The sequence below is a fragment of the Leptolyngbya sp. 7M genome (genome assembly GCF_018128485.1).
Window position 1 is genome coordinate 2,152,501 of record NZ_CP070897.1, and the last position, 14,178, is coordinate 2,166,678.

General features: G+C 48.6%; 15 protein-coding genes. 5 read left to right on the plus strand and 10 right to left on the minus strand.

The window, feature by feature from the left end; genetic code table 11:
- Positions 1-15: 15 nt before the first annotated feature.
- A complete protein-coding gene (locus JVX88_RS10260) occupies positions 16-1,008 on the plus strand; it encodes a lytic transglycosylase domain-containing protein (protein ID WP_211627217.1) in 993 nt (330 codons plus the stop codon).
- Positions 1,009-1,100: 92 nt separating this feature from the next.
- Entirely contained in the window at positions 1,101-2,012 is a 912-nt protein-coding gene (locus tag JVX88_RS10265) for an SCO family protein (protein ID WP_211627218.1), read from the plus strand.
- Positions 2,013-2,038: 26 nt separating this feature from the next.
- On the opposite strand, the gene JVX88_RS10270 is transcribed toward JVX88_RS10265, so the two are convergent.
- From JVX88_RS10270 to JVX88_RS10305, 8 genes are all read right to left on the minus strand, one after another.
- Positions 2,039-3,358, minus strand: coding sequence for an amidohydrolase family protein (locus JVX88_RS10270; protein ID WP_211627219.1), 1,320 nt, complete (start codon positions 3,356-3,358; stop codon positions 2,039-2,041).
- Complete coding sequence (locus JVX88_RS10275; protein ID WP_211627220.1) at positions 3,355-3,936, minus strand: lytic transglycosylase domain-containing protein; 582 nt, start codon at positions 3,934-3,936, stop codon at positions 3,355-3,357. Before JVX88_RS10275 ends, JVX88_RS10270 begins: the two co-directional genes overlap by 4 nt.
- Before the next feature lie 116 nt (positions 3,937-4,052).
- Positions 4,053-4,247 (minus strand): hypothetical protein, encoded by a 195-nt coding sequence (locus JVX88_RS10280; RefSeq protein ID WP_211627221.1) that lies wholly within the window; start codon positions 4,245-4,247, stop codon positions 4,053-4,055.
- A gap of 82 nt (positions 4,248-4,329) precedes the next feature.
- Complete coding sequence (locus JVX88_RS10285; RefSeq protein ID WP_211627222.1) at positions 4,330-4,788, minus strand: hypothetical protein; 459 nt, start codon at positions 4,786-4,788, stop codon at positions 4,330-4,332.
- A gap of 6 nt (positions 4,789-4,794) precedes the next feature.
- Positions 4,795-5,190, minus strand: a complete 396-nt coding sequence (locus tag JVX88_RS10290) for a retropepsin-like aspartic protease (protein ID WP_211628647.1) — start codon at positions 5,188-5,190, stop codon at positions 4,795-4,797.
- Positions 5,157-5,588, minus strand: coding sequence for an SDR family NAD(P)-dependent oxidoreductase (locus JVX88_RS10295; protein ID WP_211627223.1), 432 nt, complete (start codon positions 5,586-5,588; stop codon positions 5,157-5,159). The genes JVX88_RS10290 and JVX88_RS10295 overlap by 34 nt, the downstream gene beginning before the upstream one ends.
- 37 nt (positions 5,589-5,625) lie before the next feature.
- Complete coding sequence (locus JVX88_RS10300) at positions 5,626-6,819, minus strand: thiolase family protein (protein ID WP_211627224.1); 1,194 nt, start codon at positions 6,817-6,819, stop codon at positions 5,626-5,628.
- A gap of 416 nt (positions 6,820-7,235) precedes the next feature.
- Complete coding sequence (locus JVX88_RS10305) at positions 7,236-8,321, minus strand: patatin-like phospholipase family protein (protein WP_211627225.1); 1,086 nt, start codon at positions 8,319-8,321, stop codon at positions 7,236-7,238.
- 58 nt (positions 8,322-8,379) lie between these two features.
- Between JVX88_RS10305 and JVX88_RS10310 the strand changes: the two genes are divergently transcribed.
- The 3 genes from JVX88_RS10310 (at position 8,380) to phaC (ending at position 10,481) form a co-directional block, all read left to right on the plus strand.
- The gene (locus tag JVX88_RS10310) at positions 8,380-8,562 is read left to right on the plus strand and encodes a hypothetical protein (RefSeq protein ID WP_211627226.1); all 183 of its coding nucleotides are present in this window, start codon (positions 8,380-8,382) and stop codon (positions 8,560-8,562) included.
- A 304-nt stretch (positions 8,563-8,866) separates the two neighbouring features.
- A complete protein-coding gene (locus tag JVX88_RS10315; protein WP_211627227.1) occupies positions 8,867-9,463 on the plus strand; it encodes a poly(R)-hydroxyalkanoic acid synthase subunit PhaE in 597 nt (198 codons plus the stop codon).
- 28 nt (positions 9,464-9,491) lie between these two features.
- Positions 9,492-10,481 carry a class III poly(R)-hydroxyalkanoic acid synthase subunit PhaC gene (gene phaC / locus JVX88_RS10320; RefSeq protein WP_263975488.1) on the plus strand — a complete coding sequence of 330 codons (990 nt, stop codon included), beginning with the start codon at positions 9,492-9,494 and terminating at the stop codon, positions 10,479-10,481.
- Positions 10,482-10,897: 416 nt separating this feature from the next.
- Here the strand turns inward: phaC and yihA are convergent, their stop codons facing one another.
- Complete coding sequence (gene yihA / locus JVX88_RS10325; RefSeq protein WP_211627229.1) at positions 10,898-11,485, minus strand: ribosome biogenesis GTP-binding protein YihA/YsxC; 588 nt, start codon at positions 11,483-11,485, stop codon at positions 10,898-10,900.
- Positions 11,485-13,893, minus strand: coding sequence for an endopeptidase La (lon, locus tag JVX88_RS10330; RefSeq protein ID WP_211627230.1), 2,409 nt, complete (start codon positions 13,891-13,893; stop codon positions 11,485-11,487). The genes yihA and lon overlap by 1 nt, the downstream gene beginning before the upstream one ends.
- Positions 13,894-14,178 lie beyond the last annotated feature (285 nt).

Sequence of the window (14,178 nt, forward strand, 5' to 3'; positions counted from 1 at the left end):
GCATTTTATGGCTGGTTGGCAACTGAACGCCTACGGGCGATGGCGGTTTCCGAGCGTTCGCGGAGTTTGATCGATCAAAAACTTGAAACGCTCCGACGATCCGGCGCCGATCCGTCTGTTCGTAAAAGATCGCTTCATTCAGCGATCCGATTGGTGGCTGATCCCACCGCCCGAAAGCCCTTTCTGGATGAACTTGCAAACATTTATTCGTCGCAAACGGAAACAAAGTTAGCAGCCCGCCTGTCTCAGGTCCCAAAAGGAAGAGCGGAGCTTCGCGATTCAGGAAAGCGATCACGGTCGGGGGGCAGCCGGATGTCTGCTGCCGATGAACTCTTGTTTTTGGGTCTGTACGATGAGGCTGCACACGAATTGGAAGCTGAGGGGCGACTGAAGGATCCGGCAGAAGCGGCGGCGGTATATCTGCGGGGTGGCTGGAGCAGCAGGGCGATCCGCTATGCAGAACCAGCCTTCAAGCTCACAGCTGACCATCAGATCGAACTGATACCTCAAAACGTCCGCGAAATGCTTTATCCGATAGCATTCCGCGACGAGCTTTTGCTACATACAGCGGAAAGAAGTGTTGATCCGCGCTTCCTGCTCGCAATAATGCGGCAGGAATCCCGGTTCGATCCCACGGTCAAATCCGTGGCGGCAGCAAGAGGGCTGATGCAGTTTATTCCTGACACGTCCGAACGTATCGCCCGCGATCTTAGGATCACTCGGTTTCGCCAGGATGACCTCTTCGATCCGAACATTGCGATAATGTTCGGTTCCGAATACGTCTCACAGATCTTCCGTATCTATCCCAACCAACCTTCGGCCGTTGCGGCAAGCTACAATGGCGGCGAAGACAATATGCAGCGTTGGATGGGCAGGGCAAAAGTAAGCGAACCGGAGCGATATGTTCCGGAAATAATGTATGCGCAAACAAAGGATTACGTATTGAAAGTGATTTCGGCATATCGCGTATATCTTGAACTTTATGACGAACAACTCAGGCCGAAATAGTTGAATGGTTATGATACTTTGAACGGGCCGATATTTTTCGAGATAATAGAAGCAAATCTGGTTTTCTCGGAACCTGAAAGTTCCGCTTTTTTATGCAATTTCGTTTACTTCTTCTTGTAGCCTTGCTTTGTTTGGCTATTTCTGCCTGCTCGTCCGGTCATGATCACGCGTCGGAATCGCCCGATGCTGCTCGGTATGAACTCCGTGGCCGCGTTATCAGTGTCGATCGAGCCACGAAAACCGCTCAGATCGAACACGAAGAAATCCCGGGCTTTATGCCGCGGATGACGATGGATTTCAAGATAAACGAGGATTGGCTCTGGGATGACCTGCTTCCGGGTGTTGAGATCCAGGGAACGCTCGTTTATGACAAGAACGCACCAGACCCTATGCGGCTTGAAAGGGTTGCTATCTCGGCCGCTCCGAACCCTAACTTGCCACAGCCTGAGCCCAAAACACCTCGGCAAATAGGACAAGAGCCTCCAGATATACCGCTTACCAATCAAGATGGAAAGCGTATCTCATTCAAGGATTTCCGCGGCAAGACGCTGGCCGTTACCTTTATCTATCGCGAGTGTCCGCTTCCAGAGTATTGCATTAAGATGTCGCAAAATTTCTCTGATGCTGCAATGAAGATCGCCGCCAGCGAAGAATATCGAAAAGACCTGCGCTTGCTCAGTATCTCCTTCGATCCGGCGAGGGATACGCCAGCGAAACTTAGGGAATATGGGTTGGGATATTTAGGCAATCCGGAGAAACCAGACTTCACTGTTTGGCAGATCGCGGTCGGACCTGACAAGGACGTGAGAAAGATCGCTGACTTCTTCGGTCTGAAGTATGAGGTGGATGTAGAGGACAAAACGCAATTTACTCATTCTCTGGTAACCGCAATAATCGGGCCCGACGGTAAGGTGACCCGAATGCTCCCGGGAAATCGATGGTCGCCCGATCAACTTTTGATCGATATGCGGCAAGCAGCCGATACCAACCAGGCAAAGGAATAAAATATAAGTAGGCTTAAGTCAGTGAGCTAGGTATTTCTATCCGGGATCGGTCGATCAAGACCGATCTTTTTATTCGCTGAATAAACGATCTCTCCCGCGACCATTGTGCATACAACGTCCCGCGCATTCGAAGAGAAAATGATCGCGGCCTCAACGTCATTGATTGGCTTTTGTGCAACATTGTCCAGCGATATCACGGTGATATCAGCAAACTTCCCGGGTGTAAGAGAGCCGATCTCCGATGCCATTCCAACTGCTCCAGCCCCGCCGAGCGTTGCGGCATAAAGTCCATCCCGTGCCGTCAAGAATCTTACCGGGTCCTGCATATTCCGGGCTGACAATACGGCGAATCTTGATTCTTCGATCAGGTCGCAAGTGTTATTGCTGGCAACAGAATCGCTTCCGAGCCCCGTCACGATGCCATTTTCCAGGAACTTCGCAAATGGAGCCGTTCCATGGCCGAATTTGGCATTCGATCTGGGACAATGGGCGATCGCAGAGCCATTGGAGGAGATACGGATCAGGTCTTCGTCCGTAACCCTAACACAGTGAGCCAGCAATGGCCTTGCTGAAAGGACTCCGAGCCGTTCTAAGTATTGTACGGGCGAGCAGAGCGGACTGTTCCATTCCACGCCGAACTGCTCATATACTTCAGTAAAAAACCCCTGGCCTTCGATGAATAGCTCCATCTCGCTTTTTGATTCCGCAACGTGGATAGAAAGCGGAATGCGGTTGATGATCGAATACTGTGCTATCAACTCAAATAGCTTGGAGCTTACTGTGTAAGGCGAATGAGGAGAAAGGCCCACATGCACCAGCGAAGAAGCACCGCCGTAAAGCTTCTCGAATTTCTCCGCCAAAGCCTTCATATCCGTCTCAGCGGTACGGTTGTCCGGCGAGAACTCGGTTTCCTGGAATACAATACCGCGAAGCCCGGAGCGAGCGAGTCCGCGCACTGCTGCATCGCCGAATCGCGCGATATCGGCGAAAAATGTAACACCGGCCTGTGCCCCTTCAATGGCTCCATTGTAGGCGGCATTCTCAAGATCTTCCGGCGTCATTTCGGCCCTAAGCGAATTCAGTTTCAAAAGCCATCCCCGGAAATCGTGCTCGTCGCGGTCCAGAGCTCCGCGTAAACTTGTAAGCTCAAGGTGCGAGTGGCAATTTACAAAACCGGGCAGGATCGCGGCCGTTCCAAAGTCCGTCACCGGGACACCCGGAAAACTTGAGACGAAAGATTCACGCTTGCCGACTGCTACGATCCGGCCGTCGTCAATGGCGATCACGCCATCCCGGATCGGTCCGGTGTCTATGGGCAGGAGGTATTCGGCAGCTAAAAGTTTCATCTTGTTGACCGCATAAGCGTAGCTGTGCGGTAGCGATCTAAGATAGAGGAAACATAGGCACGTGTTGATGATATTCCGATGCGATCGATGAATTCGGATTCCTTCAGCTCGAAAGTGTTGGCATCCCGGGTCCATTCCTCAACGCGGCTAGGACCCGCGTTATACGCAGCGAGGGTCATCGCCGTTTCTGCCGGACGATTTCTGTAGCGTTCACGGAGTTTTTCAAGATACCAACAGCCGATCTGGATATTCCTTTCCGGATCGCTTAGAAACCTCACAACGTCTGCCTCTATCTCTCTTTCAAATTGGCTAAGACCTGTTTCTTTCGCCCATTCGCGCGCGACAAGCGGCGTTACCTGCATCAAACCTACCTCGCCCACATCTCCGATCGACCCCGAACGGAAGTATGTTTCTTCGTAGATCACACTCCATACGAGCCGATCATCTATGTTGTAGATGCGTGCGTGACGAATTATCAGATCGTCGTAACGGTGTTCCCAATAATCGCGGAAAAAATGGTATCCCGCGGCCGAGACGACCGCCGCGATCAACAATATTGAGACAAGGTATCTGGCCAAGATCTATTAAAGTGTCCGATCGATGATCTCAAGAAACAGGCTCGCTTCCATCTTCGGGCTTGACTCTTCGACCAACCTAGAACGGGCTAAACAGGAGCAATTAAACGGATGGCTCTTCAGCCTGACTTTCTGCGTGAACTTTTATTCTCACTAACCTTATGCTCTTCGGACACCTGGTATTTCGACCTGGCCGGATCGTTCCGTCCGGAACGGACCAATTCGACAAAAAGATCGGTATCAAAGTCTGCCTCGCGCGCCATTTCCTGTCGAATATCGATCAAAACCTCCAGGAATTTCGAACGTCTGTACACATTGTTAAGTTTATCGCCGAGCGAACTGAAAAGAAATAAGGCACGGCCGAAAACGCAGCAACACGGCCGTGGAGCTTCTACATCAATCGTGAACAAGAAATTCCGGTGTGATTATCGCCGGTGAGAAAAATCCGGCAGCGGTATTGAAAAGCCGGATGCGGGCCTGCTTCCTTACATTCGCGAGATGGCCAAAATTCCACGTTACGAAGTAATCGATCTTGTGAAAAGAGGCTATAGCCACGTGCACGGCATCAGCAAGGAATCGCCGATGAAAGATCCCACGGGAAATGTAGCCTTCGGCGAGTATGCCGACCTCTTCGGAAAGTTCGAGTTCGTTAAAATTCGTGATCAGTTTTAGATATCCCGTCCTATGCGGTTCCTCGATCCGTTCAAGTTCGCGTCTAACCAACGTCGAAGAATAGGCATCATATTCGGCAAGTTCCCGCTCGAACCAGCGTATGGTAAGGTCGCGCCGGAAAGTATCACTGTTGTCCAGATAAGCTCCGATAACAGAGGTCTCAAGATAAACACTTAGTTTCATTGATGATCAATCAAGCGGATCGGATGTTACCGGCGTTTCCACGGTTATCGGCTCAAAATGGATACGTGCGTTCCTGAAATCGAATATCAGCTTGTAGCTCCGCAGGAAATTACCTCCGAGAATGCCGGCCTGTTCAAATCCAGAGGCCTCATTTATAAGACCAAGGTCGAGAGCAACTGCAGAAATATCCATTCGCGAATGGTTGCCAAACGAAAGTTTTGGAAGCAGGAAAGAGCGGACGTCTTCGGTTATGCCCGCCGCGCCAATAACCCGCATTCGCTCCGGCATTTCTTTTGACCGTATGGCCTCAACCTCGGCCAGATCCGTGGAGATGACCGAAATGCTTGCACCGGTATCTACAATAAAATTCAGCGGAGTATCAACGCCGTCGACCGTAACCAGCTAATACAAACGACTGAGCCTGCTCGCCGCTCATACATGCCTGGAATTACAGGTTTTAAGGTATTGTAGACGCCCTTTAGATTCGTTTCGATCACGGCATCCCAGTCTTCGATTGTCAATTTTGGGAAAAAGTTGTCACGGGTGATGCCAGCATTGGCAACCACGCCATAAATCGAACCTAGCTTTTGCTCTACCGTTTCGGCCACCTGTGCCATTGCAGTCGGATCAGTGACATCCGCTTGCAATGCTAAACTATTGTCCTCAATCATAGGTTGACTGCGGCAGGTGTAAGCAACTTGAGCACCCAAGTCTTTGAGCAGTTTGGTAATCGCTGCTCCAATTCCTCGATTGCCACCCGTGACCAAAATAACTTTGTTCTCTAATCCGAGGATTTTCATTGGTTATTGCTGAGTTTGTTTCTTCAAGGAAAATTACTTACGCCAATCGCTCGATTGCAATTGCAGTTCCACCGCCACTGCCATGACAAACGGCAGCCAATCCAAGCTGCTTGTCTTCTCCCTGGAGGGCATTGACCAGCGTAACCAAAATGCGTGCTCCAGATGCTCCAATTGGATGCCCCAAGGCAATTGCTCCACCATAGACATTTAACTTGCTGTAGGGCACTCCCAAAACTCGGTTGAACAGGACATTGCTGAGGGCAAATGCTTCGTTGTTCTCAAACAGGTCAAAGTCAGTAACTCGCATATTCAGTTTGTCCAACAGTTTTTTCACGGCATGAATGGGAACCTCTGGATATCGCCAATTTTCTCCACCCGCCCAAGATCCTTTGACAATTCGAGCGATCGGGTTTAAACCATGTTCTTCCACCGCCTTTGCACTCGCTAAGACAAGAGCGGCGGCACCATCCGAGATCTGGCTACTGTTACCAGCCGTAAACACTCCATCTGATTTGAATACTGGTTTGAGTTCAGCCAACTTCTCCCGTGTAGTATCAGGACGAATTCCTTCATCTTTTTCTACAAGCTGCACTCCTTTTTTCGTTTTAATCTCAATTGGCGCAATCTCTCTGGCAAGTAGTCGTTGCTGAGTTGCTAAACTAGCCCGCTCCTGAGAATACAAAGCGACCTCATCTAATTCATCCCGACTTACACCATAGGCGGATGCTAAACGTTCAGCTTGATCGCCCATCTTTTCGGACGTGATCGGATCGGAAAGACCGTCACAGACCAGCAGATCGATGAGCGGTTCAGACGGATTCATCAACAGTTTGCAGCCCCATCGGACGCGGTGCGATAGCATTAACCCGGTCTGGGACATGGATTCTACACCGCCTGCTAGAACGATGTCGGCTTCTCCCGCTGCGATTGCCGTTGCCGCGCTCATCACACTCATCATGCCAGACGAACATACCATATCCACAGCGTATCCATTTGCAGTTTCAGGAAGCCCAGCCTTGAATGCAGCCTGACGTGGCAGTAATTGCCCATGGCCAGATCGAAGCACATTACCAAAAACATATAGGTCGATAGATTCACCAGATAGCCCTGCCTTTTCTAAAGCAGCGCGCATGGATGTTGCGCCCAAATCTACCGGGGAGAGATCCGCCAAAAGCCCTCCAAATCGACCAATAGGTGTGCGTACTGCTGAGACAATATAAACTTGTTGCATCCTCTCACTCCTTATTAATGAAGTTCCGATTAGTTGGATAAAGTCAACTTGTACAAATTCTCATCCTGCAATGCTTCGCATACAAATTCTCATCCTGCAATGCTTCGCACTATGACTAACTAGAGGATCTCACAGCAATTATGCATCCGGCCTGCTGGCGGAAGATGCTCGCGCTACAGATTTATCAAATGGCTTGGTTAACTTACTGTTTTGTGTTCAATCGTTTTTCGTGAGCATTAGTAAAAAAATACTTAATTTTGTATGGATCACGTTCCTTTATATCTTACTTTCAAAAACTTCTGAGCTTGTTGCTTTCCGTCCTCAATCAGCCGATTGATAAATTGAGAAGTACGATCTAGTTTGCTTTCATAGTTCAAAACTTTCTGCAACTCAGGAGACATTTCAATAAGCTAAAACTAGGACTGCTCTGCCCTTGTCGCTAAAAACTGCCTTGCTTGCTTCTTCCCATCCTCAATCAGGTAGTTAATTCGAGCAGGATTGCGATCTAGCTTACTTGCGTAATTGAGAGATTTCTGCAAATCAGAGGACATTTCGATGAACGGAATATAGTAAGGTTTGTCGGGCTTTTCCACAAAAGAACGGGGAATTTTGATTGGTGCTGCAATTCCCAATCCCTGAAGATATGCCTGCGTGAAACCTCCTTGCAAGACAATGTTATTGAGTCGTTCAATGCTGAGGAGACTTTGGAATAACGATACATTCCCTTCCAGTTCATTACGACGATCTAAAATATCATCCACGGCAGTCGGAATCGTTTCTCTGCGAGTTGGATTCAACTTAATCACCCAAATTTCCTCGGGAATATTTGCAACACCCACATCTTCGGGATCAATCAACTCGGTGATCGGCGGATTGTCTGAAAAAATACCATCCCAATAGGCATCTTCGCCAATTTCAACCGCTGGAAAAATGTTAGGAATAGCGCAAGAAGCCAAGATATGTTCAACTTTAATCGGTTCATGTGAAGAATTAAACATCCATAATTTACCAGTCAGAATATTACTTGCACCCAAGAGCAAGATAGGAGCTTCTGGCTGCAAACCCCAAGCAGCGACTTCCTTGAAGTCTATGTGCGTCTCCAGCAACTCCCGAAAGTCGGTAAATCGCCTCCGCAGACCGATCGTTGCAAATGACAGCCACTGCTTCGCAATTGTGGACGAGGGGCTAGTATTGAAGACTGGCAATAGCCCTTTGTTTGTAAATTCAAGCGTTGTGATCAGAACGTCGTTAAACAGGCGTTCTTGCGGGGTTTGAGCTGTATTATCGCTCCAAAAATCGACTAGCTGCTTAACCGGATCTTTACCTTTCTTGAGCGCGTACCAAACTAAAGTTGCACATAGTGCACCCCCTGATGTCCCGCTGAGGCTAACGATATTGTACTTATCCTGGATACCACTCTCGAACAGGGCTTGAAGCGCCCCGCTAGTAAAGGCAGCGTGACTGCCGCCACCCTGACAGGCGATTGCGATCTTAGTCTTCATGAACAATGCTTCACTTCTGGAATCAATGCCAACTATAGTGGGTCTGGGACCGAATTAAATGTCGCTACCGCAACAAGAAGCCTCAACAATCAAAATAAATGAGGCTACAACTAGTATCAAAGCAGGTGATGAAATTGTTACAGAAAACACAAAAATAGGGAAATACTATGAATACTCCCAAGCGAACGTTATCCCAGCAGCTAAAGCTAGCCTAAGCCATAAAGATATGAAAGTGATATGAAAATGATTGTTAATCACGTAATACCAATTACATGTGAAGCTGCATAGAATTTACCCCACCGCCTACGGCACCTCCCCTTACCAAGGGGAGGTTGGGAGGGGTCTGATAATAAGCCGCTTCACAAAAAATTGGTATAAGTTCGATAGAAAGCTTTTGATACTCTATCTTCAAGGAGTGAAAAGTAAAGGAATTCGACTGATGCTTTGATTGGTATATTATTTCAGTTAGTGTATTGTTGAAGCATGTCTTCCCCCATCTAGCCAGCCAGAGAACTTCTGTAGAACTTTTCGTGAAGGAATGACCGATGGAAGAAGCAAACTTTTCAGAAGGCATTGTTAAGCCCTGGATTGAACTCAATAACCTCTGCTGGAATTTTGTATATGAGACTACGTTCAGCACCTTTGCCCAAATTCCTTTCCTAGGCTTAAACCGAGATTTTAACCATCAACTCATGCAGGTGATTGACGCATGGGTAAGACTCTATCCAACTAGTATCAACTATCAATTAGTGTTGACTGAGATTCAACTGACGGCCTTCGAAGAGTTGCTCCGCGAGTTGACAGCTTCAGCAATGAAAGGAGAACCCATCAGAGACTGGACTCAATTACAGCAACTCTGGAGTAGTATTGCAGATCGGGTGTTCGAAAAAACCTTTTGCTCAGAAATCAATCTCAAAATTAGAGGGCAGTTTTTGAATAACCTCAATCATTTCCAACGTTCTCAGCAGCAGATCCTGGAAAGGTGGATGAAGCTGATGCATCTGCCTAGCCGCAGTGAAATTGACGAAGTGCACAAAAATATCTACGACCTGCGTAAAGAAGTGAAGCGCCTGAAGCAGGCTCTAGCTCAGCATGAGGAGCTATCGAGCACCTATGCCCCCCATCTCTCTAATCCTCTTTAAACGACCAGAAATCATGTTGCCATTTTTTATGAGACCAGCTCAGTGGCAGGATGCTGTCGTCAATTACACCATCAAGTCCACTGAGACTGCTAAAAAAGTAATTGCAGGAATAGACAATTTCAGCCACTTGCGTGAGGCGGACATTGAGATTGGTATCACTCCTAAACAGGCGGTTTACCGTGAGGATAAGCTTGTTTTGTATCGGTTCCAGCCCCTAGTGGAGCAACCTTTGCCGATTCCTCTCCTAATTGTCTATGCGCTGGTGAATCGGCCCTGGATGGTTGACCTGCAAACCGATCGTTCCCTAGTCGCTAGCCTGCTCCGGTTAGGGTTAGATGTTTACTTGATCGATTGGGGTTATCCCACGCGGGCCGACCGTTGGTTGACGCTAGACGACTACATCAATGGCTATATTAACAACTGCGTAGACTTTATTTGTAAGCAGCATCGTCTGAACCAAATCAACCTGCTGGGCATATGTCAGGGCGGCACCTTCAGCCTCTGTTATAGTGCCATCTACCCAGAGAAAGTGAAAAACTTGACCGTGATGGTGACACCGGTCGATTTTCACCGCCCCGATGCGCTTTTGAATATGCAGGGAGGATGTACGATAGGAACAGAAGCTTTAGATATTGATTTAATGGTAGACACTTTGGGCAATATTTCCGGTGACTATCTCAACCTTGATTTTCTAATGCTCAAACCCTGGCAGCTAGGCGTTCAAAAGTACCTAGATTTACTAGAAATCATCGATAACAGAGATAAGCTGCTCAACTTTCTGCGCATGGAAAAGTGGATTTTTGACAGTCCCGATCAGGCAGGTGAAGCGTACCGACAGTTTCTCAAGGATTTTTATCAGGGCAATAAGCTAATCAGGGGTGAAATCGTCCTGGGAGACAAACTAGTTAACCTGAGCAACATCAGAATGCCAGTTTTGAATCTATACGCCGACAAAGACCATCTGGTAACTCCAGCCTCTTCTCTGTTCAAAAGTTCCCCTGAACCGTTTCCATTCTGAGACCTGTTTCGCTTTGGAGCTTCTTCATTTTCAGCACCGTTGGGCCGTTCTGCGACGCCGTCGTCGCTCTCAGGCTTTTCCGCGGCAATATCCGGAAGCTTTTCTTCATTTTCAGAACCTTCAACCGCGGCCTTTTCATTCCGCGATCTTCGAGGCGATGTTGTTTTCGTAGCCATTTGATTGTCGGTCAATACCGAAATGTTAGTGTTTATTGGTTATCCTACGCTTTACAGCTTCAAACCATTCGAACCGCTAATTCAGCGCGTGTCTGTTTTGAAAGTCGAAAGGTGGAGAAAAATTAGTATGGAAATTTGTAGTATTACAAAGACATCCCTTTGAGTTTCCTCAAAGAACCCTCGAGCTTTTTAGGGATAATTTCTTTTTACACCAAATCGGGAAGGAAAGCAACAAGAAAATCAGAAATTTTCTACTGCCTCATTTATTACACTCCATAGATTCTCGCGCCCTTTTCCGGTCTCTGACGAATATGCTATGACTTTCCCGCCGGCCAACATTCGCCCGGCTTCGTTGAGACTTTTGTTCAGCTTGTTAGCAGAAAGCTTGTCGGACTTCGTAGCCGTAGTGATAAATGGTTTTCCGTTATAAACAAGCCACTCGTGCAGATCCAGATCAAGTTTTGTCGGCGGATGTCTTGCATCGATCAAGTGTACCGCAAGCACCAATTCCGCACGGCCGGCCAAATATTCTTCCGCCATTCTCCCCCAGTTGGCCCTCATCGTTTTCGGGACCTTGGCGTAGCCGTAGCCCGGCAGGTCCGCGAACACGATCGAGTCATTGACCAAAAAGAAATTTATGCTTTGCGTTCGCCCCGGCGTTGACGATGTCCGTGCGAGGCCCTTCCGTAAAAGTAAAGAATTCAATAAGGATGATTTGCCAACATTCGAACGTCCCAGAAAGGCAATCTCCGGCAGTCCCAATTCGGGCCAATGCCCCCGTTCGAACGAGCTTTTTATGAATTCAGCCGACTTGATCTTCACCGGCACTAATGCTGCTCCGTCCCTAGCGGCAGGTCAGAGGCCGGAGATTCAAATTCAAGAAGCGGCGTATGAGAAAGGCCGTCGCTTACTGTATTAGTTTCAAGGGAGAAAGAAAGAACCTCATCGATCGAATCGACAAATCTTATCGCAAGGTCATCACGCACTTCTTCAGGGATATCTGCTATATCCTTTTCATTGTCTTTGGAAAGTATTATCTCCTTTAACCCGAAGCGATGTGCGGCAAGCAATTTTTCTTTAACTCCGCCGATCGGCAGCACCTTGCCGCGAAGTGTTATCTCGCCCGTCATTGCTACACTGTGTTTTGCCGGTGTCTGTGTAAGAGCGGAAACCATTGCCGTTGCAATTGTAATACCTGCGCTCGGCCCGTCTTTCGGGATCGCTCCCTCGGGCACGTGGATGTGAAGATCGTTCTCCTTGAAGAGCCTCTGATCGATGTTCAATTGATCTGCCCGCGACCGCACGCAGGTAAGGGCAGCTTTCGCAGATTCCTGCATAACCTCGCCCAATTTACCGGTCAGCGTGATATCACCCTTACCGGCAACCAGAGTCGCTTCCACCTGAAGCACATCTCCGCCCACCTCCGTCCAGGCGAGTCCATTGACCAAACCGACCTCGCTTTTACGGGCAATGTCTTGCTTTCTGAAACGGATGGTGCCCAACAGTTCCCTTACTTTCTCGGCATCAACGACCACTTTAAAGTCCGCACGGTCCTCGGTTACCACATATCGTCGAGCGACTTTGCGGAAACATGATCCTATCTCACGTTCAAGGTTGCGAACTCCAGCCTCCCGCGTGTAATGACGGATCGTCTCAAGTACGCCGTCATCCGTGAATTGAACCATTCCTAGTTCTAGTCCGCTCTGCTCGCATTGTTTTGGTATCAAATGGCGCTTTGCGATCTCCAGCTTTTCGCGCTCCGTATATCCCGAAAGATGTAGTATCTCCAGTCGATCTTGAAGGGCGGGCGGTATCGTATGCAGCACGTTCGCCGTAGCGATGAAAAAAACGTTTGAAAGATCGTAATCAACGTCCAAATAGTGGTCCCGAAATGTATGATTCTGTTCGGGGTCGAGCACTTCGAGCAACGCCGCGGACGGATCGCCACGGAAATCGCGGCCGAGCTTGTCCACCTCGTCTAACAGTATCACCGGATTGATCGTCCCGGCACGTTTCATTAGTTGAACGATCTGTCCGGGAAGCGCCCCGATATAGGTCCGCCGATGACCGCGGATCTCTGCCTCGTCGTGTACCCCGCCTAAGGCAAGCCGCATGAACTTTCGACCTGTAGCGTTCGCGATAGATTTGCCGAGGCTTGTCTTACCTACGCCCGGTGCTCCAACAAAGCAAAGGATCGTCCCCTTCGGATTCTTGACCAACTGTCGGACCGCAAGAAATTCAAGGATCCGCTCCTTTATCTTTTCGAGTCCGTAGTGATCTGAATTGAGTGTGGCCTCAGCCTTATTCAGGTCTTCTATCTCCTCGGAACGCTGTGTCCATGGCACATTTATAAGCCAATCAAGATAAGTTCGTGAGACCGTGCTCTCCGCGGACATCGGCGGCATCGCTTCAAGACGAGCAAATTCCTGCATTGCCTTATCTCGTGCTTCAGCGGTCATTCCGGCCTCTTCGATCTTTTTCTTTAGCTCTTCGAGCTCCGCCTTCTCATCTTTTCGGCCGAGTTCCTTATGTATCGCTTTTATTTGTTCATTCAAATAGTATTCGCGCTGATGCTTGTCCATCTGTTTTTTGGTGCGCGAATGAATAGTACGATCCAACTGGCGTTTTTCGATCTCATGTTCAAGGATCTCGGCGAGCTTTTGGAGACGCTCCGCGACCGAGAATGTTTCCAGAAGATCCTGTTTTTCTTCCACCCCGATCCTGAGATGAGACGACATAGAATCTGCGATCTGAGCCGCCGATATACCACGAAGGCTTGCGTGCAGCGCATCGGTATAAGCATCTGGCGAAACTCGAAGAAATTGTTCGACGAGACCGTGCAACCGTTGCAACAAGCCGTCTGTTCTATATCCAGATTCATCGACAGACGTTACTTTGCGAACATAAGCAAAGAACATCCCATCGGCATCTTTCTCTACCCGTACACAGCTTCCCCGTTCGCGCCCCTCAACAACCACCTTGATCTGGCCATTCTCTTGCCGCTGGGCCTGCAAGATCCGTCCCAAGGTCCCAACGGTGTATATCTCATCAGATTTGGGTTCATCGACGGTCGCATCGTGCTGCGTGGCGAGGAAGATATCCCGCTCTCCGGTCATTGCCTCCTCAAGTGCACGCACACTGCTTGGTCGGCCGATCTTGAATGCGACCTTTGTGAACGGAAAGATCACAACATCGCGGATCGGAACCATTGGATAGCGTTTTATGTCCGATGGCATCTGGTCTGAGAATTCCTGCATAATCTTGGGGTTAAATGCAACAATACGAAAATTCGGCGAATGAATTTATTTATGCAAAATAACAATTTAAATGCAATACCCTTGTCATGCGGGTATGGCAGAGACGATGCGACAAAACATTTGCGCAGAGTAAATGTCCAATCTTAAGAATATTCTAGATTTTCGGCAGAATGTTCTGGATCTTCGGCGCGATAATCTATAAAAAGCCGCACTGGCAATACCCAACAAACCCATTTGGTTTGCATTGCAGTACTGAACTGAACG